Source organism: Streptomyces sp. L500, assembly GCF_054551825.1.
Window position 1 is genome coordinate 1 of record NZ_JBTOLC010000040.1, and the last position, 25,932, is coordinate 25,932.

26 protein-coding genes are annotated in these 25,932 nt (G+C 74.6%); 19 read left to right on the plus strand and 7 right to left on the minus strand.

Annotation, left to right across the window (positions count from 1 at the left end; translation table 11 throughout):
* From ACX9I7_RS26365 to ACX9I7_RS26380, 4 genes are all read left to right on the plus strand, one after another.
* Window positions 1-1,928: YcaO-like family protein (locus ACX9I7_RS26365; protein ID WP_459388734.1), on the plus strand; the 1,928-nt coding region annotated here is incomplete at its 5' end.
* Between the two features lie 77 nt (window positions 1,929-2,005).
* Window positions 2,006-2,782: a class I SAM-dependent DNA methyltransferase gene (locus ACX9I7_RS26370; RefSeq protein ID WP_459388735.1), complete on the plus strand. Its 777-nt coding sequence runs from the start codon at window positions 2,006-2,008 to the stop codon at window positions 2,780-2,782.
* 14 nt (window positions 2,783-2,796) lie between these two features.
* Window positions 2,797-3,195 carry a hypothetical protein gene (locus tag ACX9I7_RS26375; RefSeq protein WP_387567996.1) on the plus strand — a complete coding sequence of 133 codons (399 nt, stop codon included), beginning with the start codon at window positions 2,797-2,799 and terminating at the stop codon, window positions 3,193-3,195.
* Entirely contained in the window at window positions 3,192-4,037 is an 846-nt protein-coding gene (locus tag ACX9I7_RS26380; protein WP_387567993.1) for a hypothetical protein, read from the plus strand. The genes ACX9I7_RS26375 and ACX9I7_RS26380 overlap by 4 nt, the downstream gene beginning before the upstream one ends.
* Window positions 4,038-4,133: 96 nt before the next feature.
* Here ACX9I7_RS26380 and ACX9I7_RS26385 read toward each other — a convergent pair whose 3' ends face one another.
* Window positions 4,134-4,586, minus strand: coding sequence for a DUF4442 domain-containing protein (locus tag ACX9I7_RS26385; protein WP_387567990.1), 453 nt, complete (start codon window positions 4,584-4,586; stop codon window positions 4,134-4,136).
* A 142-nt stretch (window positions 4,587-4,728) separates the two neighbouring features.
* Between ACX9I7_RS26385 and ACX9I7_RS26390 the strand changes: the two genes are divergently transcribed.
* Window positions 4,729-5,751: a hypothetical protein gene (locus tag ACX9I7_RS26390; RefSeq protein WP_459388736.1), complete on the plus strand. Its 1,023-nt coding sequence runs from the start codon at window positions 4,729-4,731 to the stop codon at window positions 5,749-5,751.
* 25 nt (window positions 5,752-5,776) lie between these two features.
* Here ACX9I7_RS26390 and ACX9I7_RS26395 read toward each other — a convergent pair whose 3' ends face one another.
* Both ACX9I7_RS26395 and ACX9I7_RS26400 read right to left on the minus strand, forming a co-directional pair.
* Window positions 5,777-6,622 carry a spermidine synthase gene (locus tag ACX9I7_RS26395; RefSeq protein ID WP_386724613.1) on the minus strand — a complete coding sequence of 282 codons (846 nt, stop codon included), beginning with the start codon at window positions 6,620-6,622 and terminating at the stop codon, window positions 5,777-5,779.
* A gap of 88 nt (window positions 6,623-6,710) precedes the next feature.
* On the minus strand, window positions 6,711-7,844 hold the full coding sequence (locus tag ACX9I7_RS26400) for a GTP-binding protein (RefSeq protein ID WP_459388737.1): 1,134 nt from the start codon (window positions 7,842-7,844) through the stop codon (window positions 6,711-6,713).
* 299 nt (window positions 7,845-8,143) lie between these two features.
* Between ACX9I7_RS26400 and ACX9I7_RS26405 the strand changes: the two genes are divergently transcribed.
* From ACX9I7_RS26405 to ACX9I7_RS26420, 4 genes are all read left to right on the plus strand, one after another.
* A complete protein-coding gene (locus tag ACX9I7_RS26405; RefSeq protein WP_459388738.1) occupies window positions 8,144-8,902 on the plus strand; it encodes a TVP38/TMEM64 family protein in 759 nt (252 codons plus the stop codon).
* A 113-nt stretch (window positions 8,903-9,015) separates the two neighbouring features.
* On the plus strand, window positions 9,016-9,240 hold the full coding sequence (locus ACX9I7_RS26410; RefSeq protein ID WP_459388739.1) for a hypothetical protein: 225 nt from the start codon (window positions 9,016-9,018) through the stop codon (window positions 9,238-9,240).
* Window positions 9,241-9,280: 40 nt separating this feature from the next.
* Window positions 9,281-9,898 carry a TetR/AcrR family transcriptional regulator gene (locus ACX9I7_RS26415; RefSeq protein WP_189447827.1) on the plus strand — a complete coding sequence of 206 codons (618 nt, stop codon included), beginning with the start codon at window positions 9,281-9,283 and terminating at the stop codon, window positions 9,896-9,898.
* Between the two features lie 167 nt (window positions 9,899-10,065).
* On the plus strand, window positions 10,066-11,430 hold the full coding sequence (locus ACX9I7_RS26420) for an FAD-dependent oxidoreductase (RefSeq protein WP_459388740.1): 1,365 nt from the start codon (window positions 10,066-10,068) through the stop codon (window positions 11,428-11,430).
* On the opposite strand, the gene ACX9I7_RS26425 is transcribed toward ACX9I7_RS26420, so the two are convergent.
* Window positions 11,363-12,622 (minus strand): PP2C family protein-serine/threonine phosphatase, encoded by a 1,260-nt coding sequence (locus ACX9I7_RS26425; RefSeq protein WP_459388741.1) that lies wholly within the window; start codon window positions 12,620-12,622, stop codon window positions 11,363-11,365. The genes ACX9I7_RS26420 and ACX9I7_RS26425 overlap by 68 nt on opposite strands.
* Before the next feature lie 288 nt (window positions 12,623-12,910).
* On the opposite strand from ACX9I7_RS26425, the gene ACX9I7_RS26430 reads away from it, so the two are divergent.
* From ACX9I7_RS26430 to ACX9I7_RS26440, 3 genes are all read left to right on the plus strand, one after another.
* Window positions 12,911-13,588, plus strand: a complete 678-nt coding sequence (locus ACX9I7_RS26430; RefSeq protein ID WP_189447833.1) for a uracil-DNA glycosylase — start codon at window positions 12,911-12,913, stop codon at window positions 13,586-13,588.
* Between the two features lie 34 nt (window positions 13,589-13,622).
* On the plus strand, window positions 13,623-14,663 hold the full coding sequence (locus tag ACX9I7_RS26435) for an N-acetylglucosamine kinase (RefSeq protein ID WP_459388742.1): 1,041 nt from the start codon (window positions 13,623-13,625) through the stop codon (window positions 14,661-14,663).
* Between the two features lie 106 nt (window positions 14,664-14,769).
* A complete protein-coding gene (locus tag ACX9I7_RS26440; protein WP_387567970.1) occupies window positions 14,770-15,720 on the plus strand; it encodes a sirohydrochlorin chelatase in 951 nt (316 codons plus the stop codon).
* Window positions 15,721-15,918: 198 nt separating this feature from the next.
* On the opposite strand, the gene ACX9I7_RS26445 is transcribed toward ACX9I7_RS26440, so the two are convergent.
* Together ACX9I7_RS26445 and ACX9I7_RS26450 are read right to left on the minus strand one after the other, a co-directional pair.
* Window positions 15,919-16,977: a lactonase family protein gene (locus tag ACX9I7_RS26445; protein WP_459388743.1), complete on the minus strand. Its 1,059-nt coding sequence runs from the start codon at window positions 16,975-16,977 to the stop codon at window positions 15,919-15,921.
* Window positions 16,978-17,165: 188 nt separating this feature from the next.
* Window positions 17,166-18,677 carry an FUSC family protein gene (locus ACX9I7_RS26450; RefSeq protein WP_459388759.1) on the minus strand — a complete coding sequence of 504 codons (1,512 nt, stop codon included), beginning with the start codon at window positions 18,675-18,677 and terminating at the stop codon, window positions 17,166-17,168.
* Between the two features lie 340 nt (window positions 18,678-19,017).
* On the opposite strand from ACX9I7_RS26450, the gene ACX9I7_RS26455 reads away from it, so the two are divergent.
* The 3 genes from ACX9I7_RS26455 to ACX9I7_RS26465 all read left to right on the plus strand — a co-directional run bounded on the left by ACX9I7_RS26455 (window position 19,018) and on the right by ACX9I7_RS26465 (window position 21,263).
* A complete protein-coding gene (locus ACX9I7_RS26455) occupies window positions 19,018-19,500 on the plus strand; it encodes an Lrp/AsnC family transcriptional regulator (RefSeq protein WP_126917102.1) in 483 nt (160 codons plus the stop codon).
* Between the two features lie 52 nt (window positions 19,501-19,552).
* Window positions 19,553-20,254 (plus strand): HAD family hydrolase, encoded by a 702-nt coding sequence (locus tag ACX9I7_RS26460; RefSeq protein WP_459388744.1) that lies wholly within the window; start codon window positions 19,553-19,555, stop codon window positions 20,252-20,254.
* 85 nt (window positions 20,255-20,339) lie between these two features.
* On the plus strand, window positions 20,340-21,263 hold the full coding sequence (locus tag ACX9I7_RS26465) for a D-alanyl-D-alanine carboxypeptidase family protein (RefSeq protein WP_387567964.1): 924 nt from the start codon (window positions 20,340-20,342) through the stop codon (window positions 21,261-21,263).
* A 13-nt stretch (window positions 21,264-21,276) separates the two neighbouring features.
* On the opposite strand, the gene ACX9I7_RS26470 is transcribed toward ACX9I7_RS26465, so the two are convergent.
* On the minus strand, window positions 21,277-21,699 hold the full coding sequence (locus tag ACX9I7_RS26470; protein ID WP_126917100.1) for a secondary thiamine-phosphate synthase enzyme YjbQ: 423 nt from the start codon (window positions 21,697-21,699) through the stop codon (window positions 21,277-21,279).
* Between the two features lie 98 nt (window positions 21,700-21,797).
* Here ACX9I7_RS26470 and ACX9I7_RS26475 point away from each other — a divergent pair, with 98 nt between their 5' ends.
* From ACX9I7_RS26475 to ACX9I7_RS26490, 4 genes are all read left to right on the plus strand, one after another.
* Window positions 21,798-22,916: an NAD(P)-binding domain-containing protein gene (locus tag ACX9I7_RS26475; RefSeq protein WP_459388745.1), complete on the plus strand. Its 1,119-nt coding sequence runs from the start codon at window positions 21,798-21,800 to the stop codon at window positions 22,914-22,916.
* Between the two features lie 84 nt (window positions 22,917-23,000).
* Window positions 23,001-23,762 (plus strand): (Fe-S)-binding protein, encoded by a 762-nt coding sequence (locus ACX9I7_RS26480; RefSeq protein ID WP_387567957.1) that lies wholly within the window; start codon window positions 23,001-23,003, stop codon window positions 23,760-23,762.
* Complete coding sequence (locus ACX9I7_RS26485) at window positions 23,759-25,240, plus strand: lactate utilization protein B (RefSeq protein WP_459388746.1); 1,482 nt, start codon at window positions 23,759-23,761, stop codon at window positions 25,238-25,240. The genes ACX9I7_RS26480 and ACX9I7_RS26485 overlap by 4 nt, the downstream gene beginning before the upstream one ends.
* Window positions 25,237-25,920, plus strand: coding sequence for a LutC/YkgG family protein (locus ACX9I7_RS26490; protein WP_459388747.1), 684 nt, complete (start codon window positions 25,237-25,239; stop codon window positions 25,918-25,920). The genes ACX9I7_RS26485 and ACX9I7_RS26490 overlap by 4 nt, the downstream gene beginning before the upstream one ends.
* The last annotated feature ends 12 nt before the right edge of the window (window positions 25,921-25,932 follow it).

The window sequence follows — 25,932 nt, forward strand, 5'->3', positions numbered from 1 at the left end:
ATGAGCGCACCGGATGGGCGGTGGATTTGGCGCCGCCCGGGGAGCGGCACTTGGAGGACAGCGTCCTGCGGGCACTGCGGGAGGCCCCCGAACCGGCCGACGTGACGCACGCGGGCGACGGCTGTCCCACCGCGCGCACGGCGGCCGTGCTCGACTGGGACGCCGGACAGCGGGAGGTCATCGCGGAGGCGTGGCGGACGCTGCGCACGAGCTGGCCCCGGATGTCCGCCGAGCTGGAGGTGACACTGCGACAGGTGGTGCTCCTCGGCGGCTGGGGTATCGACGGGTTCACCGACTTCACCGCGCACGGCGCCGTCTTCGTCAACAGCCGACGGCTGACCGGACGCGAGCCCGACGGGCCGGCCGGCCACGTCCGGCTCGCGGAGGCGCTGGTGCACGAGGGCACCCACAACCGATGCGATTCCGCCGCCGCCTCCGCTCCCTTCTTCCGGGCGTCCGGCGCCGGGGAACTGCTGAGTACTCCGCTGCGCCCCGACGCGCGCCCTCTGGCCGGTCTGTTCCAGCAGGTGGTGGTGCTGGCCCGTAGCGTGCTGCTGTACCGGCGGCTGCCGGACGGGCCGGCCGCACGGGCCCGCCACGCCCTCCTGCTGGACCGGGGCAGACGAGGCGCGGCGACGTTGCGCGGCAGGAGCGAAGCGCTGACGGATGCCGGCAGGGAGCTGCTGGAGCAGGCCGAAGCGGTCTTTGCGACGCGTCCCACGGGCAGGGTGGGCAGCGCGGGGCTTCCCGACTGGCCGGTCCAGACACAGCGGCCGTTCCCTGACGCCCCCTGGTTCGTGCTCGGTAGAACAGCCGCGCGCGGTAACGCCTTCGCGGCGAACGACGCGGCCGGAGGACAACCGGTCATCATCGGTTCGGCCGCCGGCACGGACCCGGCGGATGTCGTGCGGCGGGCCCGGGGCGAGCTGATGGAGCGGGTGCACAGCGTTCTCGCCGGGCACCGGGCGCGGGAGGGAGCCGTCGTCGCGTCGTACGCGTCGCTGCGGCGACAGGGCCGGCCCGCCCTGGACCCATGGGCCTGGCCGGAGTTGCGGCCACTGGCGGAGGTGCGGGAGGCGACGCTGCCCTGGGTGACGGCGGAGTCGCTGACCGGCGGCGGCCCCGTGCTCGTACCGGCGTGCGCCGTCTACCTGGCGCACCGTCCGCCCGCCGGCTGTCCGGCGCCGCTGCGCCCCGGCTCCACCGGGCTCGCGGCGCACCTCACGGCCGCGCGGGCGCGTGAACACGCCGTGTTGGAGATCCTCGAACGCGACCTGTTCTGGCACGCCTGGTACGACGACGCACCCCGCCGGACGCCGCCGGGACCGGCGCCGCTCGGCGAGGATCTGCGGCGGGTGCTGGCCGTCCTGGGCCTGCGGGAACGGTGCGTCGTGCTGCCCGGTCCGGGGAGTACCGCGTGCGTGGTGGCGTGTCTGCACGCGGGCGACGGCACACGGCAGAGCTTCGGTGCCCGCGCCACCGCGGGGGACCGGGCGTCGGCAGCGGTCTCCGCCGTCCACGAGGCGCTGATGGTGCGCTGGAGCATGGGCACCGCGAGCGCCGTCGCCGTATGGGACCGGATGCGGGAGCACGGGCCGTCGCAGCCGCCGAACGGCCCGCTGGAACACGCCCTGCACGCCTTCCACCGCCAGGACAGTCTCGCCGCTCTCCTGCGCGGAGCGGTCACGGAGCCTTGGCCGACAGCGGCTCGGGCCACCATGGCGGAGGAGTTGCCGCGTCTGCTGGCCGAGCGAACCGGTGAGGACGTCGTCGAGGTGGACTCCTCCGCTCCCGGAGCCGGGTTCGGCGAGCCGGTGGTGGTGCGTGTGGTCGCCCCGGGTGCCCGGCGTCTGCCCGCGAAGGAACCGGACCCGGCGACGTCACCCAGGGGAACGGCCCGCCGGCGTCTTCCGCACCCGCTCGGCTGACCGTAGCCGACCGTGCGCCCGGCCTCTTCCCCAATCCCTCCCCTCCCTCCCCTCCCTTGAGCCCCTTGGAGAAGCCCGTGCCCGCATCCCCGGAGGCCCACGAACCGCCGGAGCCCGCCCCGGCCACCCCGTACGCGCGGCGGTTCGCCGACCGCTACGACCGCTGGTTCGGCAAGGAGTCACTGACCGCCGACACCGTCGACTTCCTCGCCCGGCTCGCCGGCTCCGGTACCGCTCTGGAGCTGGGTGTGGGCACCGGCCGGATAGCGCTGCCGCTGGCCCGGCGCGGCGTCAGGGTGGCGGGCGTCGACGCGTCGCCGGAGATGGCGGCGCGGCTGGCGGCCAAGCCCGGCGGCGACCGGATCCCGGTGACCGTCGGCGACTTCACCCGGCTGCCGGCGGACGGGCGGACGGTCGACGTGGTCTTCGTCGCCGGTGGCACGTTCTTCGAACTGCCCACGCAGGAGGACCAGTCGCGCTGCTTCCGTCATGCGGCCGGTCTGGTCGGCGCCGACGGCGCCTTCGTGCTGGACGCGATCGTTCCCGAGGTCCTGGTCGGTGCGGAGTGGTCGGGCGGCCGCGTGGTGCCCAATCGGGGCGATGATCTGGTCGTGCGCTACCGCCGGTTCGACCGTGCCGCTCAGCGGTACCACTCGCATTACGCGATCACACCAGGCGACGGCAGTGGCAGCCTCCACCTCCATGTCTCCTTCCGCTACGCGGGCGTCGGCGAGCTGGACCTGATGGCCCGGGCGGCCGGGCTGGAGCTGCGGGAGCGGTACGGGAGCTGGGGCGGGGCGCCGTTCCGGGACGGCTGCCCGTATCACGTGTCGGTCTACCGGCCCGCTCGCTGAACGGGGGCCGGGCCATGCCTGCTTGGGCCTCCACCACGCTGACCGTCGCGGCCGTGGTCGTGCTGGCGGCGTTCGTCGCGTGGGGAGCGACGATCTCACCGAACCGCCCGTTCTCGTGGGGCATGTACTCCGGTTCGTCCAAGGGCTATCTGTGGTCCGGTCCCGACGACCCCACCGTACTGCCGCCGCACCGGCTGCTGATCGCCCCCACCGGCCACTACCTCACGGTCCTGGAGCTGCGGAACCTGCTGGAGGGTGCGGGCTTCGACATGCCGCTGCACGGCCTGATCGTCGGATCCGACGGCGGCTGGCGGGTGGACTACGACCCCGGTCGGCACCGCCTGCGTGTGGCCCGGCTGCCCGCCGGGCACGAATGGCGCGTCCTTGCCGACGCGCTGGGTGGGGCGCAGTGAGCACGGCGGTGCTCGGCGCGGGACTGCTGCTCGCCGTCGCCGTGGTGTGGCACGCCGACGTCGTCACGGCCGACGCCCGTGCCGTCGCCCGGAACTATCCCGGCGGCCGGGTCTACCGCCTCGGCCACGGCTGGACGTCCTCCTCCGCGTACGCCGCCTACCACCGTCTCGCTCGTGTCATGCTCGCGGTGGGAGGGGCTCTAGCGGCTGTGTGCGTCGGCGCACGGCTCGCCCCCGGGCGCGGTACGGCCGCGGCCCTCGGTGGATGCGCCGCGGCCGTCCTGGCCCTGGTGTTCGTCAACCGGCGGTACGGCGGCGTCCGGTACGCCGGGGTGTGTCTGGCGATCCTCGCGGGCTGCCTCATCGTGGCGGGCCTGGGCCGTGCGGTGGGCGGCCCGGCGTGGACGGCGGCGGGCGGGGCGCTCGCCTCATTCTTCGCCGCACAGCTGTACCTGGTCGCCGGCCTGCGCAAAGTACGCTCGCGGCACTTCATGAACGGCGGCGTCCTCATCGACAACCTGACCTACAACGCCACCCAGGCCGCCGCCGGCAACCGCGACTTCCTGCCCTGGCCGCGGCAGGCCGCACTGGGCACACTGCTGCTCCGGCCCGCACCGCGCACCGTCTGCCGTGTCATCGCCGTCTGCACGGCCCTCGGCGAAGTCCTCCTCGGACTCGCCGTGCTCGGCCTGCTCCCCGCGCCCGCCACCCTCGCCCTGGCCGTCCTGCTGCACGCCGGCTTCCTGCTGGTCAGCCCGCTGCGCATCGTGCCGTTCGCGGCGGCCGCGACGGGTCTGGTCCTCCTCGCCACCGCCCACCCGATGCTGTCGGCACTGCTGTGACCCGGCCGGGAGGGGCAGGGCATTGCGCACCCGTCGACCGCCTCGACGTGCCCTACGGGAGCGGCGCTTCAGCCGCTCCCCCGGCCAGGTCAGGGATCACTTGTTGGGGCGCAGCGTCCACCAGATCGTCATCTCGCCCGTCTCCGCGCCGTCCTCGCGGGTGATCGAGACGCGCACCGGGAACTCCGGGCGCTGTCCGGCGTCGAGTTCGGCGATGACGTCGGCGGCCGGGCGGCCGAGTTCGGCGGTCGCGGTGACGGGGCCCATGGCGAGCTTCTTGTAGCCGATCTCGGCCTTGACGGCCAGCGGCACGGCGCGGGAGAGCTGGTCGCCGAAGGCGGCGAGGACGATGGCGCCGCTGGCGGACTCGGCGAGGGTGAACATCGCGCCGGCGTGCGGGCCGCCGACGTGGTTGTGGTAGTCGGGCTGGTCGGGCAGCCGGAGGACCGCGCGCTCGGCGGTGATCTCGTCGAAGACGAGGTTGAGGGTGCGGACCATGGGCACGGTGGCCGCGAGGGCGTCGCCGATCGAGGGCGTGGTCTGTGACATGCCGGTAAGTTACCAATCGGTAGCACGATCGGGAAGGGGCGACGACCACAACCGTTACCCACGGCCTCTATGGTTGTCGGCCATGTGGCCAGGACAGCAGCAGCCCGGGGGCGGACAGAACCCTCAGGACCCGAACGCGAACGTGAACCCGAACGGGAGCCCGAACGCGAACCCGTACGCACAGCCGGGTCCGGGTCAGCCCCAGGGCAACCCGTATCAGCAGCAGCCGGGCTACCAGCAGCCCAACCCCTACGCACAGCCCGCCGGGGCGCCGCCCGTACCGCCCGGCGCGCCCCAGTGGTCCCCGCCGGGGGCGCCCGGCGCGCCCCAGCCGCAGGGCGGGGGCGGCGGCCGGGACAAGCGCACCACGGTGATCGCGATCTCCGTCGCGGCGGCGGTGGTCGTCGCCGCGGGCGTCACCGGCTTCCTGGTCCTCAAGGACGACGGCGGCAAGGACGACCCGGCGCCCGCCGCGAAGGACGCCAAGCCCTCCGCGTCCGCCCAGGGCCCGTCGCCCGCCGCGAGCTCCCAGGCGCCGCTGGACAACCCGCGGGCGGGCGGCAGCGGCGTCAAGCCCGTCGTCGACGGCTGGAAGGTCGTCGTCAACTCCAAGCGGCACCTCGCCTTCGACGTCCCCGCCGACTGGGACGTGCCGCAGGACGGGGCGGCCGTGCGGATCGACGACGAGGCCGACACGTCGGGCATGAAGCTGGCCGAGGCCATGTCCTCGCCCGCCTACTTCCAGCGGGAACAGTGCTCGGTCAAGAACGACCGGGGCACCGACGACACCTACTCGTCCGGCGTCGCCGGCACCAAGGGCGCCCAGGGCGCCAAGAGCCTGGAGGAGGCCGCCCAGAACGAGGCGGCCGCCTGGGCGTGGGCGATGTTCGACCAGAAGAAGCAGGGCAAGTACGACATCGGCAAGGGCACGGCCTTCAAGAGCGACCACGGCATCACCGGCGCCACCGCGACCACCACGGTGACCAACGTGCCCCAGGCCAACAAGTGCTCCAGCGACGGCAAGGCCTTCACCGTGGCCTTCAAGGACACCAACGGCGACTTCGCCGTCTGGGTCTTCTCCGGGGTCAAGGGCGACAAGCGCGAGGTCGCCGACGACACCGTCAAGAAGGTCATGAGCACCCTCAGGCCGCTCGCCTCCTCCTGACGGACGGTGGCCTCGCCGAAGCCGCTCAGCCGACCGTGAACGCCCCGCCCGGCGGCTCCGGCGAGGCCACCGCGTCCGCGTCCCGGACCGGTACCGCGCCCCGGGCGAACCGCTCCAGGGCCGCCCCGTACTCGACCCGCGCGGGGAACGCGTCGGCGGCGGACCGGCGGGCGAGGTCGGCGAGCGGCGGCTCCCGGTGCGCGGCGACCAGCACGGCGTTGCCGAACCGGCGGCCGCGCAGCATCGGGGCCTCCGCGATCACGCACACGTGCTCGAAGACGGCCGCGAACGTGGCCACCTGGGCGCGCAGGAAGCCGAAGGGCGCGCCGTCCGCGAGGTTCGCCACGTAGTGGCCGTCCGGCCGCAGCACCCGCGCGACGCTCCGCGCGTACTCCAGGGACGTGAGGTGCGCGGGCACCCGGGAGCCGCCGAAGACATCACCGATGATCATGTCGGCGGAACCGGCGGGGGCCTCCTCCAGCACGGCCCGGGCGTCCCCGGCGCACACCTCGATCCCCGAGCCGTCAGGCAGCGGCAGGTGTTCGGCGACCAGCTCGATCAGGCCGCGGTCCGCCTCGACGACCCGCTGGGCCGAGCCGGGGCGGGTCGCGGCGGCGTAGCGGGGCAGGGTGAGAGCTCCGCCGCCGAGGTGGAGCAGCGTCAGCGGCCGACCCGGTTCGGCGACGGTGTCGAGGACGTGGGCGATCCGGCGCGCGTACTCGAATTCGAGGTGGGTCGGGTCGTCGAGGTCGACGTACGACTGGGGTGCGCCGTCCATGGTCAGCAGCCAGGCCCGCGCCCGGTCCACGTCGGGCATGAGCTTGGCGGTGCCCTGGTCGACCTCGCGGGTCACGGGTATCGGTTCGTCCACTCCCCCATTGTTCCCCCTCGTGGCGGGGCGGCGTGCCCCCTGGTACCGGGGTCGCCGCCCCGCCACGCGCTCACCGCCTGCCCCGCGCTCACGCCGCGACGGCCGTCACCGTGCCGGTGCCGATGGTGCGGCCGCCCTCGCGGATCGCGAAGGGCAGCCCGGCCCGGACCGGGAGGGGACGGTCCAGGCCGACCGTCAGGGCCGCGCTCCCGCCCGGGCCGACGCTGCCGCGCGGCCCGAGGCCGATCTCGCCGGTGACCTCGGCGGTCCGCAGATGGAAGCGGGCCCGGAAGCCGGTGCGGACCGGGGTGCGCCGTCCGCCCTCGGCCGGCGTCAGCAACCGCGCCCGCGCGGTGAAGCGCCGGTGCACGGTGGCGCTGCCCGGCGCGGCGACCACGTCCCCGCGCCGTACTTCGTGCCCCTGCAACCCGCGCAGCAGCAGCGCCACGCTGTCCCCCGCCTGGGCGACCTCCATGCCGCGGCCGAAGGTCTCCACACCCAGGACGTGGGTGAGGCCGTACCCCTCGGGCAGTTCGACGAGGTCACGCGGGCGCACGGTGCCGCGCTCGACGGTGCCGGTGACGACGGTTCCGCGCCGGGGCACGATCAGGACGCGCTCGACCGGCAGCAGGAAGGGCGCGTCCGTGTAGCGGACCGGGGTGGGGAGGCAGGCGTCGACGGCGTCCAGGAGGGCCTCGATGGAGGCGGTCCAGCGCGGTTCGCCCCGCAGCGCGCCCAGCGCGGAGACCCGGACGACGGGGGTGTGGGCGCCGTCGCCGCCCCAGGCGGTGAGCAGCCGCCGGACGTCCGCCTCGACGGCGTCGGCGCGCTCCGGCCGGGCGGCCTCGGTCTTGGTGAGGGCGACGACGAAGTGCTCCACGCCGGCGCGGCGGGCGAGGAGCAGATGCTCGGCGGTCTGCGGCCGGACGCCCTCCAGCGCCGAGACGACGAGGATCGCGCCGTCGAGCCCGGCCGCGCCCGACAGCATGTTCCCGACGAACCGGGGGTTCCCGGGCAGGTCGGCGTGAGCGTAGTGGCGGGTGTCCGTCTCGTACGCGACGTACGTGGTGGCGACCGTGGGGCCGGGCGGGACGCGGCGCGCGGCGGTGCGGCCGAGACGTGCGCTGATGGCACGGGTGAGTGTGGTCTTGCCGTGGTCGAGGTGGCCCATGGTGCCGATGTTGAGATGCGGCTTGGTGCGGGCATAGGCCTGCTGGGTCATGGCTCCTTCTCTCCGGGATCTTCGGACGCTCTCCGGACCCGGTTCACTCGTTCACCCGGTTCCGGAGTCGGGGACGGGGCGCCGCCACGGCACCGTCGCCCGTCAGCCGGGCCCGACCGCACCGGCCCCCGAGCGCGATGCTCGCGCACCGCCCGGGGCCCGTCGAATGCTTTTCGCCCGCTCCGCACCGCAGGCCGACGGACCGGCCGGGCGAACGGAAAATGACCGTTCGTTTCTGCTTCTGTGCCGTCTCACGCAGATCACACCGTCCTTACGGCCTCGTCGGTTACGCTCCTTCGATGCTCGATACCGCCGCGCCGCCCCCCGGCCCCGCCGAGCGCCGCGCCCGCGCGCTGCTGTCCCCGCGGGTCCGGCTGGGGCTGCTCGTCACGCTGGTCGGCGGGGCCGTCGCGGCCGTGCTGCTCCTCCATCCGGAGCGGCTGCTCACGGGCGGCTGGCCGGACCGGCTGTCGGGCGGGGCGGCGGCGCTGGTGCTCTTCGCCGGCGCGTACGGGCTGTGCACGGCGGCGTTCGTCCCGCGCCCGGTGCTGAGCCTGGCGGCGGGCGCCCTCTTCGGGGCCCCGCTCGGCACGACGGCCGCCGTGGTGGGGACGGTGCTGGGCTCGGCGCTCTCCTTCGGGCTGGGCCGGCTGCTGGGGCAGGACGCCCTGCGGCCCCTGGTACGGGGGCGGTGGCTGACGGCCGCCGACCGGCAGCTGAGCCTCCACGGATTCCGTTCGATGATGGCGCTGCGGCTCTTCCCGGGGCTGCCCTTCGCCGGCGTGAACTACTGCGCCGCGGTCTCCCGGATGGGCTGGTCGCCCTTTCTGCTGGCCACGGCCCTGGGGAGCGCGCCCAACACCGCCGCCTACGTCATAGCGGGCAGCCGCGCGGCGTCCCCCACATCCCCCGTCTTCCTCGGCGCGGCGGGCTTCCTGGCCGTCACGGGGCTGGCGGCCGTCATCGTGGCCTGGCGGCGGCGCGGGCGCCGGATCGAACGTCCGGACGGGTGCCCGGGCGCGCCGGCACCCATGGACGCCCAGCCGTCCGGCGAGTGAACAGTCGACGCGAACTCCCGCACGTCGGCCGCGCATTCGATCAAGCATGACGTTCTGCGACCGTTCCACCGGCCGGAACATCGCGCGCACCGGCTGGCCGTGATCACGACGCGGTGACGGGCTGGCTGGTGATCGTCGGCTCGCTCCCGAGCGGCGCGCTGGAGCTGCCGCTCTTCGCGCTCGTCGGCGCGGGCGTCCTCGCCCCGCACGCCGGGGAACTCCTCCTGACCGGCACCGACGGTACGAAACCGCTGATGTCGGATCATCCCCCGCATGACCCGACATCAGCGGACACGCCGGAGCCCGTCCGCCGGGAGGGACAACCGGCCGCCCCCTGAGTATATTGGCTCGGAGCCAGTCAACGCAGGAGTTAAAGCAATGTCTCCGCGCAGCCCAGCGGTCAACGAGGAGTTGCGACGCCGCTCCATCGAACGCCTGCTGCTGGCGACCGTCGAACTCGTCGACGAGCGGGGCTACGAGGCGACGACCCTCGCCGACATCGCGGACCGGGCGGGCACCGCGCGCGGGCTGGTCTCCTACTACTTCCCGGGCAAGCGGCAGCTGCTCCAGTCCGCCGTGCACCGGCTGATGCACCTGGAACTCGCCGCCTGCCTGGAGCACGAGCCGCGCACGCGCGAGGGACACGCCCTGCTGGCCCGCGCCATCGACGCGATCCTCGGGCTCGCCCGGGACCGGCCCCGGCTGATGCGCACCCATATGGCGGGCATCCTCACCGCCGAGGGCTTCATCCAGTGCCCCGAGCAGCAGCGCCTCGCCGCCCTGTTGCGCGACACCATGGCCCACTACGGCTCCGCCGACCCGGAGACCGACTACCGCCTGCTGCGCGCCCTGCTGATGGGCGCGGTCGTGGCCATCCTGCTGCCGGGGGCGCCGATGCCCGCGGAGCGGCTGCGCGCGGAGCTGTTCCAGCGGTACGCGCTCGCCTGGGAGCTCGGCTTCCCGCCCGGCGAACCGCCACCGGCCCCGGGGGCTTGACGGCCCCCGACCGGGGAACCGACGGCCTTGGACCGGAGATCTGACGGGCGCCCGACCCGGGAACCGGCGAGCCCGCCTTCGGGAGACCGCACCCGTGTGGCCCTTCTGCCCCTGCCGTGACCCGGCCGTCGATGGGATCCTGGACGCACCCGCGGGAAGGAGCCCCTGTGCTTCGCGTCGCAGTCGTCGGATCGGGACCGAGCGGTGTCTACACGGCCCAGTCCCTCGTGGAACAGCGCACGGTGCCAGGAGTCAGGGTCGACGTGCTCGACCGGCTGCCCTGCCCGTACGGGCTGGTGCGCTACGGCGTCGCCCCGGACCACGAGAAGATCAAATCCCTTCAGAACAACCTCCGCACCGCCCTGGAGCTGCCCGGGGTGACGTTCCTCGGCAACGTCGCGGTGGGCGACGGCCCGGGAGAGGTGACGCCGCGTCGGCTGCTGGACCTCTACCACGCGGTGGTCTACTGCGTGGGCGCGGCCACCGACCGGCGGCTGGGCATCCCGGGCGAGGACCTGCCGGGCAGCTTCTCGGCGACCGAGTTCGTCTCCTGGTACAGCGCCCACCCCGACGCCGCGCCCGAAGGGTTCGCCCTCGAGGCGCGCTCCGCCGTCGTCATCGGCGTCGGCAACGTGGCCGTCGACGTGGCGCGGGTGCTGGCGCGCCGCGCGGACGACCTGCGGCCCACCGACGTCCCGGACGCGGCCCTGGCCACGCTCGCCGCCAGCCGGGTGCGGGAGATCCACATGGTGGGCCGGCGGGGACCGGCCCAGGCCCGGTTCACCACCAAGGAGCTGCGCGAACTGGGCACCCTGCCGGGCGCCTGGGCGCACGTACGGGCCGACGAGGCCGCGCTGGACCCGGCGTGGGCCGACCCCTCCGCGCTGTCCGCGGCCGCCCGCCGCAACGTGGAGGTGCTGCGGGAGTGGGCCGGGCGGCCGGACACCGACGGGCTCCGGCGGATCCGGCTGCGGTTCTTCCTGCGGCCCGTCGCCCTGCTGGGCGACGAGGCCGTACGGGCGGTGCGCTTCGAGCGGACGGCGCCGGACGGGAACGGCGGCGTCGTGGGCACCGGGCGGTTCGAGGAGATCGAGGCGCGGCTGGTCCTGCGCTCGGTGGGCTACCGCGGAGTCCCCATCCCCGGGCTGCCGTTCGACCCCGAGCGCGGCACCGTCCCCCACGACCAGGGGCGCGTGCTGCGGGACGGCGCGCCCTCGCCCGGCGAGTACGTCGCGGGCTGGATCAAGCGCGGGCCGACCGGCGTCATCGGCACCAACCGCCCCTGCGCCAAGGAGACCGTGGGCTCGCTGCTCGCCGACGCCCGGACCCTCCTGGCCCGCCGCCCCGCCGAGGACCCGCTCACCGCTCTGCGCGCGGCCGGCGGGGACCCGGTGGAGTGGCCGGGCTGGCTGGGCATCGAGGCGGCCGAGGCCACGCTGGGGCGCCGGCTGGGCCGGGGCACGGTCAAGATCCCGGACTGGGAGGGCCTGCTCGGCGCCGCGCGCTCGGTGGAGGGGACGGCGGTGAACTGACGTTCCGGCCGGTCGTCCGGACCGGGTGGCGGGCGATGGCGACGAGGGCGACGTCGTCGCTCAGGGAGCCGCCCGCGTGGACGACCAGATCGCTGTGGAGGCGCTGGGCGAGCCGCTCGGGGTCGGTCTCCCGCCAGGCCCGGAGCCGGTCGGCGAGGGGGTAGAAGACGCCGTCGGCGTCGCGGGTCTCGACGACCCCGTCCGTGTAGAGCAGCAGGAGGTCGCCGTCCCGGTAGGGGAAGGTCTCGGCCTCGTAGTCGTCCTCGGTGACGCTGCCGCTCACCCCGAGGGGGAGGGCGGGATCCCGCACCGCCAGTTCCGTCGGCTCCCCGTCGCGCAGCAGGATCGGCGGCGGGTGGCCGCAATTGATGAGTCGGAGCACCTGCTCGTCGTCGGGGATGTCGAGGACCGCGGCCGTGACGAACCGTTCCCCGGCCGAGGTGTCGCCGGTGGGCTGCCCGGACTCCTCGTCGGTCCACTCGGACTCCTCAGCCCCCTCCGGCCCCTCGTACCCCTCGGGCCCTTCGGTCTCCGAGCAGACGGCGTTCTGGAGGTGCGCCACGAGCCGGGGCAGCGGTGGATCGCGATGGGCGGCGGCGCGGTAGGCGCCGAGCAGCAGGGCCGCGTCGCCGACCGCCATCAGCCCCTTGCCCCGTACGTCGCCGATCATCACGCGGGCGCCCCGGGGGGTGCGGACGGCCGCGTACAGGTCGCCGCCGATCCGCGCCCCGGCCTCCGCCGCGACGTACACCGACGCGATGCGCAGCGGCCCCAGTCGCGCCGGCAGTGGCCTGAGCAGGACCTTCTGGGCGACGTCGGCCACCCAGCGGGCCTGGCTGAGCTCCCTTTGGTGGCCCTCGTGCACCGAGCGGAAGGCCACGACGAACAGGGTGATCACCACGAGCGCGATGATCTGCGCCTGGTGGTTGGACGTCCACAGCCCGCCGTGGAAGAGGCCGATGACGATCTGGGCGACCACGGCGAGGGCGCCGATGAGGGCGGTGAGCCGGGGACCGGCGAACACCGCGGTGATCGTCGGGGCCACGACCAGCAGGGGGCCGAGGTGGATGTTGGGCGCGGTCAGCAGGTCCACCGTCACGATCAGCCCGATCAGCCCCAGCGGCACCGCGATCAGCGCACGGCTGGGGCGCCACGACTCACCCGGGTCCGGCAGACGGTGCTGAAGGCGCATGCTTCCTGCTTACATTCCCCGCGGTCCGGGCGCCTGTCCAACACGAGGTCCGACACGAGGTGGGCCTGTCGCCGTCAAGGCCCGTCCGGGAGTACGTCATAAAGAATGACAAGCCGATGATGGGTCCCGGGCACCGCGACGGGTGAATCCGCAGGACGCGCGGGAGCGTCGCACCGGCCGGTCCGCGCTGCCGTCCGGGCATCCCGACGGGCGCCGCCCTCGCCTCGCGTACGATCTTTGCCTCAGAGCGACACCGTCCATACGTGAGGACAGGGAGGCACGGCAGCCGTGGCTGCGAGACCCTTGAACGAGATCGTCGAACCGGGCTGGGCCAAGGCGCTCGAGCCGGTGGCCGGGCGGATCGCCGCCATGGGTGACTTCCTGCGCGCCGAGATCGCGGCGGGCCGGACCTACCTGCCGTCCGGCGCCAACGTGCTGCGCGCCTTCCAGCAGCCGTTCGACGACGTCAGAGTACTGATCGTGGGTCAGGACCCCTACCCCACGCCCGGCCACGCCGTCGGCCTCAGCTTCTCCGTCGCCCCGGAGGTGCGCCCGCTCCCGGGCAGCCTGGAGAACATATTCCGGGAGCTGCACACGGACCTCGGGCTGCCCCGGCCGTCCAACGGCGACCTCACCCCGTGGACCCGGCAGGGGGTGCTGCTGCTCAACAGGGCGCTGACCACCGCCCCGCGCAAGCCCGCCGCCCACCGGGGCAAGGGGTGGGAAGAGGTCACCGAGCAGGCGATCCGCGCGCTGGTGTCCCGGGGCAAGCCGATGGTGGCGGTGCTCTGGGGGCGCGACGCCCGCAATCTGCGGCCGCTGCTGGGCGGGGTGCCGTGCGTGGAGTCGGCGCACCCCTCCCCCATGTCGGCGGACCGCGGCTTCTTCGGCTCGCGCCCGTTCAGCCGGACCAACGACCTGCTGGCCCAGCAGGGCATGGCGCCGGTCGACTGGCGACTGGCCTGACACGGGCCACGGCCCGGGCGATAGGGTGCGCGCCATGTCGCTTCGTACCGGCACGGCGGACAGGGGCAGAGCGGGCGCGGTCCTGGGGGTCGACTCGGGCGGCTCGGGCCTGCGGGTGGCGCTCGCCCCGGCCGCCGGCGGCTCCCCGCTGACCTGGTCCTCGCCCGTGCCGGTCGGCACGGGCGGGCGCGGCATCGACGCCCCGGAGCTGCTCGACCGGGTGCTGCCCGCCGCCCGGCGGCTGCTCCACGAGGCCGGTTCGCCGGGCTGCGACGCCGTGTGCGTGGGCGCCGCAGGCATGGCGACCCTGGGGAACGACCTCCACGCCGTGCTGCCCGGAGTACTGCGCGCCGAGCTCGGCGCCCGGCGGCTCGCGCTGGCCAGCGACGCCGTGACCGCCTACGCGGGCGCCCTGGGGCAGCGCCCGGGCGTGGTCGTCGCCGCCGGTACGGGCGTGATCGCGCTCGGCACCGCCCTCGGCCCGGAGGGCCGCTGGCGGCGCGCCGACGGCTGGGGCCATCTGCTGGGCGACTGCGGTGGCGGCGCCTGGATCGGACGGGCCGGGCTGGAGGCGGCGATGCGGGCGTTCGACGGGCGCGCCGGGGGATCACCGGCGCTGCTCGCCCGCCTGGAGGCGGTCCTCGGCCCGGCGTGCGGGCTGCCCGGAAAGCTCTACCCCCGGCCGGACCGGCCCGCCGTGCTGGCCTCCTTCGCCCCGGAGGTGGGGCGCTGCGCGCCGGACGACCCGGTCGCGGCGGGCATCCTGCGGGAAGCCGCGCGCCACATCGCCGCGTCCGCCGCGGCGGCCTGCCCACCGGCCACGAGCCCGGACGCGGGCCCGGCCGCGACTCCCGAGGTGGCGGCTCCCGAGGTGGCGCTGACGGGCGGGCTGTTCCGCATGGGCGAGCCCCTGCTCTCCCCCGTCCAGGAGGAGTTGCAAATGCAACTACCTCAGGCCCGGGTGACGACCGCTCAGGGCGATCCCCTCGCGGGGGCATTGCGCGTGGCCACGGCGCTGACGGAGGACAGCCTCGCACTGCCGGTGGACGGCGCGCTCCTGCGCGTCGTTTGCTGATCACATCCGCACCCAACGCTTGAGGGGATGAATAAAACCGGACAGACCTTGATCATTTACCCCCACCTAAACGGACGAGTCCTATGAACGGCTAACATGCGGCGCCATGAGCTCCCCCACAGGGCCCACGCCGGGCCTGCCAGTACGAATGCCGCGTCCCCGCCAGCCCGGACGGCACCGGCGGCCGGAGCCCGCGGCCGCTCCGGCGGGTGCTCCCCCGCTGGTGCTCGCCGTGCCCGGGACGCCCGACATCACCACACGCCGCCTCGCCGAGGAGCTGCTGAGCATCGCCCGCTCGGAGCTTCCGGGCCTCGACGCGCGCATCGGCTACGTGGACGCCACCGAGGGCGGCGACGCCGGTGACGGCTTCCCCGCCCTGGACGCCGTCCTCGGCCACGCCTCCGCCCAGCGCGCCGCCCGCATGGCCGAGGCCGAGGCCGCCGAGGGCCCGGAGGGCGCCGCCGTCTGGGCGCAGGCGCCCGACGCCGTCGTCGTGCCGCTGCTGGCGGGCCCGGACAGCGCCGTCGTCCGCCGCATACGCCAGGCCGTGATGAGCAGCGGCTCCGCCAGCGAGCTCACCGACGCGCTCGGCCCGCACCCGCTGCTCGCGGAGGCCCTCCACGTCCGCCTCTCGGAGGCCGGGCTGGCCCGCGCCGACCGCGCCCGACTGTTCACAGTCGCAACGGCCGCCGACGGTATCGTCCTCGCGACGGTCGGCGGCGAGGAGGCCGTGCAGTCCGCCGGCATCACCGGCATGCTGCTCTCCGCCCGCCTCGCGGTGCCGGTGCTGGCCGCCGCGCTGGACGAGGACGGCGCCGTCGCCCGCGCCGCCGACCAGCTGCGCGGCTCCGGCTCCCGGAACCTGGCGCTGGCCCCCTGCCTCATCGGCCCCGAGGTCGACGAGACCCTCACGGCCATGGCCGCCAAGGAGGCCGGCTGCGCCGCCGCCGAGCCGCTGGGCGAGTACCCGTCGCTCGGCAAGCTCGTCCTCGCCACGTACGCGGCCGCGCTGGGCATCACGCTGCCCACGGCCCAGGGCACCCCGGCCGCCCGGTAACCCGGCCGTCCGCACCGCCACGGGAGGGGTCTCCACCGCCGGAGGCCCCTCCCGGCGTTTGCGGCCGCCTCCGGCGAAGCCCAGGCCCCGCCGGGGCGAACGGGAATCGGCCGTCTCCGGTCGCAGGGCCGGCGCCCCGCCGGGGACGGGCTCGCGCGAGCGAAGGCCGCTCCGCGGCAGCGCATGGCGCCGCACGGCTCAGGTGAAGACCACGCAGGACGCCGCCGCGATCGCGGCAGAGCCCGTCCGCTCCGGTATGCCCGTGTCCGGGTCGACGGCGAACCAGGTGACGTCCCCGGAGCGCTCATTCGCCGCGTACAGCACCCGTCCGTCCGCGCCGGACGTCAGGTCACGGGGCCAGTGCCCGCCGCAGCCGACGGTGCCGAGCAGCACGAGCTCGTCGCCGGAGGGGTCGAGGGAGAGCGTGGCGACGCTGTCGTGGCCCCGGTTGGCCGCCCACAGGAAGCGGCCGTCGGCGGAGATCACAGGGGCGGACGGGTACGTCGGCCCCTCCGCCCCGGCCGGTACGACGCGCGTCTCGCTCAAGGGCTCGAGCGTCCCCGTCGCCCCGTCCCAGCGGCAGACGGTGACGGTGGGCTCCAGCTCGTTGAGGACGTAGGCGCGGTCGCCGCGCGGGTGGAAGACCAGATGGCGGGGGCCGCTGCCGGGGCGCAGCCGGGCCTCCCCGTGCGGGCCGGGCGCGCCGGTGACGGGGTCGGTCCCGTAGATCCACACCGAGTCCGTGCCCAGGTCGGTCGCGAGGAGCCAGCGCCCGGTGGGGTCGGGCACGACGGCGTGCGCGTGCGGCCCGGCCTGACGGTCCGGCACGGGGCCGCCTCCCTGGTGCGGGAACACCGCCGAGGGAGCGCCCGGGGCCCCGCCCATCCGGACCGGAAGGGCGCTGACGCTGCCGGAGCCGTAGTTGGCGGTGAGCAGCCACGGGCCGGCGGTGGCGAGGTGGGTGGGCCCGTCACCCCGGACGGGCACGGGCGGACCCAGGAGCGCGGGCCGGGCGGGATCCGCGAGGGAGAACGCCGCGACGGCCCCCTCGTCGGTCTCGCTGACCGCGTACAGGACGTCGCCACCGGGCGAGAGCGCCAGGTACGACGGGTTCACGACCGCGTCGGTGGCGTGGACGGGCGTGAGCGCGCCCGTCACGGCGTCGGCCTCGGCCACGGTGAGGCCGGGGCCGCCCGCCTCGGTGAACGAGCCGATGTACGCCCACCGGCGCCGCTGTCCCTCACTGCCGTTCGCCATGACGTCCTCCCCCTCGCGGCCTGGCGGGTTGATGCGGCCCGCCGAGCGTCGGATCACTGTCAGTGGCTCCGACGCTACACGGCGGCACTGACAACGCCGCGACCGGTCGCTCCCCCGGCCCACGCGCCGCCGCCTCGCCGGGGTACCGGTCGGTCGGCCAGCGGACGGCCGGAGCCACCCGCGACCACTCACGCCGCAGAGGCGAAGACCCCGCGCGGCCCCTCGCGCAGCGGCGTGGCCAGCGAGGCGAGGGACGCCTCCAGGTCGCGCAGGTGGGCGAGGGCGGTCTCGGCGCCGGGGTGGTGGTGCGGGGCGGCGCCGGGTCCCGTCGCGGCTCCGGGCGTCTCGCCGGGCGCGGCCAGGGCCAGCAGCGCGGATTCGACGCGGTCGCAGGCGGCGGTCAGCCGGGCGTCGTGGGAGGCGGCGGGGTCGGCGGCGACCTCCGCCAGGCCACGGGCCTGGCGGGCGCAGTCGTCGAGGTGGGCGAGGACCGCCCGGGCGCGCTCGCGGCGCGCCCGCAGCGGGCTCAGCGGGTGGAGCAGCGGGGCGAGGGAGACCCGCACCTTGGTCAGGAGGAGCTCCAGCTCGGCGACGTGCGGCGCGGGGTCGGCCGACTCGTCGCCGGCCAGCCGGCGCGTGGACTCGGCGGTGCAGTGCCGCACGGCCAGCAGGGCCCGCCGGATCCAGGCGTCGGTGGCGGCGTGGGTGGTGACGGGCAGGACGACGGCGACGGCGACGGCCGCGCCCGCCGCGCCCACGAGGGTCTGCTCGAAGCGCAGCGCCAGCAGGCCGGGGTGGAGCACGCCGAGGAGCCCGTACAGCAGGCCGGCCATGACGGTGACGAAGAACATCATCCAGCTGTAGGAGGGGGCGGCGGTGTAGAAGATCCCGAAGACGCAGAGGGCGACCAGGGCCGCGGTGGGCGCGGGCGCGCCGTGGAGGGGTACGGCCACGAGGAGGCCGGCGGCGATGCCCGCGACGGTGCCGACGACACGGCGGAAGCCGCGGACGAGGGTCTCCCCGCGCGAGGCGGTGTTGACGAAGATCCACCAGGCCGTGCCGACGGCCCAGTACCAGCGCTCCTGGGAAACCAGCTGGCCGACGGCGAGGGCCAGGCCGCAGGCGAAGGCGGTCTGGAAGGCCTGCCGGGTGGTGGCGCGCGCGAGGCCCCGGGCGCCGAGGGGTGCGGGAGCGGCGGGCGGCGGGGTGCGCCGCTCGATGGGCCAGACCGCGAAGCGGACGCCGCCGGCCGCCGCCAGGCCCAGGAGCACCGCCGCGTAGAGGTGCGGCAGCTGGGCGGGGACGGCGTGCAGGAACTGCGTCGCGAAGAACATCATGAAGCCGAAGATCCCGAGGGCGTTGCCCCGGGGGCCCCAGCGGCGGGCGTAGACGCCGCAGAAGACGACGGCGAGGAAAGCCGCGTCCCGGGCGAGCGGCAGCCCGTGCAGGGCCGACGCCAGCGCGAGGACGGGCAGGCCGACGGCGGGCAGCAGCGCGGTGGTGACCGCCTGGCGGCGGACGGTCGGGTCGGCGACCGTGAACAGCGCGAGCAGCGCGGCGAGCCCACCGGTGATGGAGGCCGTCAGCGGCAGCCCGGACAGTGCCACGACGGTGACCGCGAGGCCCACGCCCAGCACGGCGCGGGTGGCGGTCCGCAGCCTGGCCCGGCCCGGATCGGGTGCCACGAACGCCCTCTTCAGCACTGCTTTGCGCCCCTTTCGACGTCTTGTCTCGACATCCTGATGCGAAACCCGCCCGGATCCCGGCGCGGAGCGATGGAAAACCCCGCGATGAACCCGGCATGAAAAAGGCGCCGCGGGAATCCGCAGCGCCATCGACCCGACCATCAGACCATCACTACGGCGGGTGGCTCAAGAGTGCCCGCAAAAACTGAGCCATTGGCCCAGCAGAACAGCGAGTAACTGCGCCAGGAGCGGGCCAATGGCCGCGTTCCGCCGTACCGTGCGGCTTCACCCCGGACGACTGGGCCATTGGTACAGTGCGGGCCGGACCGAACGACCCCGAGGGAGCCGATGGCCCATGGCCGTGGACGCGCTGGACGCCAGGATCCTGCGACTGCTGCTGGAGCGGCCGCGGACGAGCGCTCGGGAGTACGCGCGGCTGCTCGGGATCGCGCGCGGCACGCTGCAGGCGCGGCTCGACCGGCTGGAGCGCGACGGCGTGATCACCGGGACCGGCCCCCGCCTCTCCCCCGCCGCGCTCGGCCACCCCGTGCTGGCGTTCGTCCACATCGAGGTCACCCAGGGCCACCTCGACAGCGTGGCGAACGAGCTCGGTGACGTACCGGAGATCATCGAGGCGTTCTCGATAACGGGCAGCGGCGATCTGATGGCGCGCGTCGTCGCACGCGACCCGGCACACCTGGAGGACGTGATCCAGCGGCTGGTGCAGCTGCCCGGCGTGGTGCGCACGCGGACCGAGATGGTGCTGCGCGAGCGGGTGCCCTACCGGATGGTGCCGCTGGTGGAGTCGGTCGGGCGGGCGGCGCAGCGCACCACCTGACCGCCGGGCCCGCGGTGCCGTGAGGCCCGTAGGGCCCTGCCATGCTGGGCGCGTGATCACTTCAAGCGCGTCCGCGCCTCTCGCGGTCATCTTCGATCTCGACGGAACGCTGGTGGACAGCGAGCCGAACTATTTCGAGGCGAGCCGGGCCGTACTCGCCCACCACGGTGTACGCGCCTTCGGCTGGGACGATCACCTGCGGTTCGTGGGGATCGGCACGCTCGAGACGCTGGAGACCCTGCGCCGGGAGCACCGCCTCGACGTGCCCGTGGACGAGCTGCTCGCCGAGCTGAACCGCGCGTATCTGGAGCTGGCGGGGACGCGCACCGAAACGTTCCCCCGGATGCGGGCGTACGTGGAACGGCTGGACGAGGCCGGGGTGCCGCTGGCCGTGGCGTCCGGATCCTCGCGGCGGATCATCCGAGCGGTGCTGGAGTGCGTCGGCCTGACGGACCGTTTCGCCGCGGTGGTCTCGGCCGAGGAGGTGCCCCGGGGCAAGCCCGAACCGGACGTCTTCCTGGAGGCGGCACGGCAGTTGGACGCGGAGCCCGGGAGTTGCGTGGTGGTGGAGGACGCGCCTCCGGGCGCCGAGGCGGCGCACCGGGCGGGGATACGGTGCGTGGGTGTGCCGTACGCGCCGACCGTGGCCGCGGACCCGGCCTTCAGGACGGCGGGGCTGCTGTTCCCGGGCGGCCAGGGGGAGTTCGACGCCGAACGGGCCTACGCGTGGGTCTTCAACGGCCGTAGGGAATGAACCGCACATTCCATTTTTTCCTCACGGAGTGACTGGTGCGATCATCTGCACGCCACACCCGATTCACGAGGAAAAAGGTCCCTTCATGGAGCTCAGAAGCAGATCCGTCCGCCGCCGGTACGCGGCTGCGATCGCCTCGGCGCTCGCGCTGGCCGTCGCGCTGCCCGCGGCGACCGCCCAGGCCGAGGGCGGCCCGTCCGGCATCGCCGCGCGGGGCGCGTTCCTGCTCGACAGCGGAGCGAACCACGAGCTGTGGGGCAAGGACGCCGACACCAAGCGACAGATGGCCAGCACCACCAAGATCATGACCGCGGTCACGGTGCTGAACAAGCGCGGCCTCGACCTCGACAAGCAGGTCACCATCAAGCAGTCGTACCGCGACTACGTGGAACGCACTGGCGCCAGCACCGCCGACCTGCGGACGGGCGACACCCTGACCGTACGTCAGCTGCTGTACGGGCTGATGCTCCCCTCCGGGTGCGACGCCGCGTACGCGCTCGCCGACACCTTCGGTCTGGGCAACACGGAGGCCGCCCGGACCCGGCAGTTCATAGCCAAGATGAACAAGACGGCCGAGGACCTGGGCATGACCAACACCCGGTACGACTCGTTCGACGGCATATCGACCAACGGGGACAACTACACCACCCCGCGCGACTCGGCGACGCTGGCCCGGTACGCGCTGGCGAACGACACGCTCGCCACGGTGGTCAAGACGACGACCACCAGCCAGAAGGCCGTGAACGTCAACCGCACCTACCGCTGGGACAACACCAACAAGCTGCTCGGGTCCTACGAGGGCGCGATCGGCATCAAGACCGGAACCGGCACGGCCGCCGGGCCGTGCCTGGTCTTCGCCGCCCGGCGCGGCGACCGCACGGTCGTGGGCGTCATCCTCAACGACCCCACGAACCGCTACCCCGACGCCGTGCGGATGCTCGACTGGGCCTTCGGCACGAAGACCGAGCTGAAGCTGCGCCAGCTTCCGCGATCGGCGCAGAAGGACTGATCCTCAGCGCCCCTCAGCCCAGGAAGCTCAGCCGCACCTGACGGTCCGGGTTGTCCACGTTGGTGTCGACCAGGCACACGGACTGCCAGGTTCCGAGCTCCAGCCGCCCACCGATGACCGGAAGGGTCGCGTGCGGCGGCACCAGGGCCGGCAACACGTGGTCACGGCCGTGGCCCCGGCTGCCGTGCCGGTGCCGCCAGCGGTCGTCCGCGGGCAGCAGGTCCCGCAGCGCGGCCAGCAGGTCGTCGTCGCTGCCCGCGCCCGTCTCCAGCACCGCCACGCCGGCGGTCGCGTGGGGCACGAACACATTGAGCAGGCCGTCACGGCCCCCGGCCGCCTCGCGCAGGAACGCCTCGCAGTGATCGGTGAGGTCGTACACGCGCTCGGAGCGGCCGGTGGTGATCTCCAGGACACGGGTGCGGAAGGTATCGCTCATGCGCCCATCTTCGTACGGATCCCGCACCTCGTCGTACCGGCGCCCGCCCGCCCCCGCCCGCCGGGAAGAGATCACCCGTCCCGACAGTTAGTAGAAACATGAACGAAACCGGGGTGCGGGACGTCGAGGCCGTGGTCGTGGGCGCCGGGCAGGCGGGCCTGTCCGCCGCCTACCACCTGCGGCGCGTGGGGTACGAGCCCGAGCGGGACTTCGTCGTCCTCGACCGTTCGCCGAATCCCGGCGGCGCCTGGCAGTTTCGCTGGCCGACGCTGACCTACGGCAAGGTGCACGGCATGCACGCCCTGCCGGGCATGGAGCTGACGGGCGCGGACGACGACCGGCCCTCCTCGGAGGTGATCGCCGGGTACTTCGCGGACTACGAGCGCGCCTTCGGCCTGCGCGTGCGCCGGCCGGTCGACGTGCGCGCGGTGCGCGAGGGCGGCGGCGGGCGGCTGCGCGTGGAGACGTCCGAGGGCGCCTGGTCGGCCCGTACGCTGATCAACGCGACCGGCACTTGGGAGCGCCCCTTCTGGCCCCGCTACCCCGGCGGGGAGAGCTTCCGGGGCCGTCAGCTGCACACCGCCGACTACCCCGGGCCGGACGCCTTCGCCGGGCTGCGCGTCGTGGTCGTCGGCGGCGGCACCTCGGCGGTGCAGCACCTGCTGGAGATCGCCGAGGTGGCGGACGCCACGACCTGGGTGACGCGTCGGCCGCCCGTCTTCCGGGAAGGTCCCTTCGACGAGGCACGCGGCCGCGACGCCGTCGCCCTGGTGGAGCGACGGGTGCGGGAGGGCCTCCCGCCGCGGAGCGTCGTGTCGGTGACGGGGCTCCCGATGACGGCCGCGATGGAACGGGCCCGCGCGGCCGGGGTCCTGGACCGGCTGCCGATGTTCGACCGTGTCACGCCGACCGGTGTCGCCTGGGCCGACGGCACGGCCGTCGACGCCGACGTCATCCTGTGGGCCACCGGCTTCCGCGCGGCCCTCGGCCACCTCGCCCCGCTGGGGCTGCGCGAGGCGGGCGGCGGCATCCGGCTCGAGGGCACGCGCGCGGTCCGCGACCCCCGCGTCCACCTGGTCGGCTACGGGCCGTCGGCGAGCACCATCGGCGCCAACCGCGCCGGGCGCGCCGCCGTGCGCGAGATCAGGACACTCCTGGCGGAGGGCCCACCGGACGCGGCGGGTTCTTCCCAGCGGGCGCTCGCTGCGGCAGTATGAGGCGGCGGAGACGATCACTGGCCGGAGCGTCACCGACAGCGTCACCGACCGCGTCACCGACCGCGAGGAGATGGCCGAGGTGTCATGCGCGTAGGGCTGTTCGTCACCTGCGTCAACGACACGCTGCGGCCGAGCACCGGCCGGGCCGTGGTCACGCTGCTGGAACGGCTCGGCGTGCGCGTCGACTTCCCGCCTGCGCAGAGCTGCTGCGGCCAGCCCCTGTACAACACGGGCTACCGCCACGGCGCCGAGCCGCTGCTCCTGCGCACCGCCGCCGCGTTCGCCGATCACGAGTACGTCGTCACCCCCTCCGCCTCGTGCGCCGCGATGGTCCGGGACGCCTACCCCCGGATCGCCGCCCGCGCGGCCGCCGAGGGACGCCCCGCGGAGGCGGCGCGGCTGCGTGCCGCCACGGAGCGGCTGGTGCCCAGGACGTACGAACTCACCGAGTTCCTGGTGGACGTGCTGGGTGTCGTCGACGTCGGCGCCCGCTTCCCCCACACGGTCACCTACCACCCCACCTGCCACGGTCTGCGCGCCCTGGGCCTGCGTGACCGCCCGCGCCGGCTGCTGGAGCACGTCGAGGGGCTCGAACTGCGCGAGCTCGAAGGCGCCGACGAGTGCTGCGGCTTCGGCGGCACGTTCGCCGTCAAGAACGCCGCCGTCTCCGCCGCCATGGGCGCCGACAAGGCCCGGGCGATCACCCGGACCGGCGCCGCGACGGTCTGCGCGGCCGACAACTCCTGCCTGCTGCACATCGGCGGCACCCTCGCCCGGGAGGACTCCCCCGTGCGCGCCCTCCACCTGGCGGAGATCCTGGCCTGTACGGACGGAGTCGTGCCGTGAGCCGTACCTACCTGGGCATGCCCGCCTTCCCCCGCGCCGCCGCCGAGTCGACCCGGGACGGCACGCTGCGCGCCAACCTCCGGCACGCCACCCACACCATCCGCGCCAAGCGGTCCGCCGCCGTGGCCGAACTGGAGGACTGGGAGCGGCTGCGGGCGGCCGGAGCGGCCGTCAAGGACCGCACGCTGCGCCACCTGGACCACTATCTGCCGCTGCTGGAGGAGAACGTCACCCGCGCCGGGGGCACGGTCCACTGGGCGGCCGACGCCGACGAGGCGAACCGCATCGTCACCGACCTCGTGCGGGCCACCGGCGAGCGCGAGGTCGTCAAGGTCAAGTCCATGGTCACCCAGGAGACCGGCCTCAACGCCGCCCTGGAGGAGGCGGGCATCCGCGCCTACGAGACGGACCTCGCCGAGCTCATCGTCCAGCTCGGCGACGACCTGCCCTCCCACATCCTCGTCCCGGCGATCCATCGCGGCCGCCGGGAGATCCGCGACATCTTCCGCGACCGGATGGCCGACTGGGGCCGCCCGGCACCCGAAGGGCTCACCGACCGGCCCGCCGACCTCGCCGAGGCCGCGCGGCTGCACCTGCGCGAGAAGTTCCTGCGCTGCAAGGTCGGCATCTCCGGCGCCAACTTCATGGTGGCCGAGACCGGCACCCTGGTCGTCGTCGAGTCCGAGGGCAACGGCCGTATGTGCCTCACACTCCCCGAAACCCTGATTTCCGTGGTCGGAATCGAGAAGACCGTACCGACCTGGCGGGACCTGGAGATCTACCTCCAGCTGCTGCCGCGTTCCTCCACCGCCGAGCGCATGAACCCCTACACCTCGATGTGGACGGGCACCACGGACGAGGACGGCCCCCGCGACTTCCACCTCGTGCTGCTCGACAACGGCCGCACCGACACCCTCGCCGACGAGGTCGGGCGCCAGGCGCTGCGCTGCATCCGCTGCTCGGCCTGCCTCAACGTCTGCCCGGTCTACGAGCGCGCCGGCGGCCACGCCTACGGCTCGTCCTACCCCGGGCCCATCGGCGCGATCCTCACCCCGCAACTGCGCGGCCTCGCCTCGCCGCTGGAGGAGTCGCTCCCCTTCGCCTCGTCCCTGTGCGGCGCCTGCTACGAGGTGTGCCCGGTGGCCATCGACATCCCGGAGGTCCTGGTCCATCTGCGGGAGCGGGTCGTGGAGGGCGGGCCCGTCACCGTCGGCGGCAACCGGACCGTGATCAGGCCCGCGAAGCGCCACGCCCTGGAGCGCGCCGCGATGCGCGCCGCGATGCGCGCCGCCGGCTGGGCCTTCGACCACCCGGCCGCGCTGCGCCGGGCCCAGCGCCTCGCCGCCCGGACCCGCCGTGCCCACCCCCGGCGACTGCCGGGCCCGGGCCGCGCCTGGTCGGACACCCGTGAACTGCCGGAAGTGCCCGAGGAGTCCTTCCGGGACTGGTGGGCCCGCACCCGGGGAGAGCGGTCATGACCGACGGTCCGGCGCACTCTCCCAGCAGGGCGCGCGTCCTGGGGCGCGTGCGGCGCGCGCTGGCCGATGTGCCGCGCTACGAGCGCCCCGAGGATCACCCGGTTCCCCGGGACTATCTACGGGCGCACGGCGAACGGACGCCGGCCGAGTCCGTCGACCTGCTCGCCGCACGGCTGACGGACTACCGCGCCGTCGTCCACCGCACGGACCCGCCCGGGCTGCCCGCGCTGCTCGCGGAGCTGCTCCGCCGGCGCGGAGCCCACCGGGTCGTCGTACCGGCCGGCCTGCCGGACGGCTGGCTGGCGGAGGCGGCGGCGGTCGAACAGGTCGTGGACACCGTCGAGCTGACGGCCCATACCCTGGACGCCGTGGACAGCGTGGTCACCGGGTGCGCGCTGGCGATCGCCGAGACCGGCACCCTGGTCCTCGACGCGGGCCCGGACCAGGGCCGCCGCCGCATCACGCTCGTGCCCGACCACCACCTGTGCGTGGTGCGGGCCCCCGGCCAGGTGGTGGCCTCGGTGCCCCAAGCCCTGGAGCGCCTCTCCCCCGTCCGGCCCCTGACCTGGATCTCGGGCCCGTCGGCGACGAGTGACATCGAACTGGACCGCGTCGAGGGGGTCCACGGCCCGCGCACTCTGGAGGTGATCCTCGTCGAGAGCCCGGAGCCGCCCTCCTGACAGCGCCCGTCC

Coding starts and splice junctions, on each gene's coding strand:
- ACX9I7_RS26375 (WP_387567996.1), top strand. CDS start 2,797: ATGCCTGCTTGGGCCTCCACCACGCTGACCGTCGCGGCCGTGGTCGTG.
- ACX9I7_RS26385 (WP_387567990.1), bottom strand. CDS start 4,586: ATGTCACAGACCACGCCCTCGATCGGCGACGCCCTCGCGGCCACCGTG.
- ACX9I7_RS26400 (WP_459388737.1), bottom strand. CDS start 7,844: ATGACCCAGCAGGCCTATGCCCGCACCAAGCCGCATCTCAACATCGGC.
- ACX9I7_RS26405 (WP_459388738.1), top strand. CDS start 8,144: ATGCTCGATACCGCCGCGCCGCCCCCCGGCCCCGCCGAGCGCCGCGCC.
- ACX9I7_RS26415 (WP_189447827.1), top strand. CDS start 9,281: ATGTCTCCGCGCAGCCCAGCGGTCAACGAGGAGTTGCGACGCCGCTCC.
- ACX9I7_RS26425 (WP_459388741.1), bottom strand. CDS start 12,622: ATGCGCCTTCAGCACCGTCTGCCGGACCCGGGTGAGTCGTGGCGCCCC.
- ACX9I7_RS26435 (WP_459388742.1), top strand. CDS start 13,623: ATGTCGCTTCGTACCGGCACGGCGGACAGGGGCAGAGCGGGCGCGGTC.
- ACX9I7_RS26440 (WP_387567970.1), top strand. CDS start 14,770: ATGAGCTCCCCCACAGGGCCCACGCCGGGCCTGCCAGTACGAATGCCG.
- ACX9I7_RS26445 (WP_459388743.1), bottom strand. CDS start 16,977: ATGGCGAACGGCAGTGAGGGACAGCGGCGCCGGTGGGCGTACATCGGC.
- ACX9I7_RS26455 (WP_126917102.1), top strand. CDS start 19,018: ATGGCCGTGGACGCGCTGGACGCCAGGATCCTGCGACTGCTGCTGGAG.
- ACX9I7_RS26465 (WP_387567964.1), top strand. CDS start 20,340: ATGGAGCTCAGAAGCAGATCCGTCCGCCGCCGGTACGCGGCTGCGATC.
- ACX9I7_RS26470 (WP_126917100.1), bottom strand. CDS start 21,699: ATGAGCGATACCTTCCGCACCCGTGTCCTGGAGATCACCACCGGCCGC.
- ACX9I7_RS26475 (WP_459388745.1), top strand. CDS start 21,798: ATGAACGAAACCGGGGTGCGGGACGTCGAGGCCGTGGTCGTGGGCGCC.
- ACX9I7_RS26480 (WP_387567957.1), top strand. CDS start 23,001: ATGCGCGTAGGGCTGTTCGTCACCTGCGTCAACGACACGCTGCGGCCG.
- ACX9I7_RS26490 (WP_459388747.1), top strand. CDS start 25,237: ATGACCGACGGTCCGGCGCACTCTCCCAGCAGGGCGCGCGTCCTGGGG.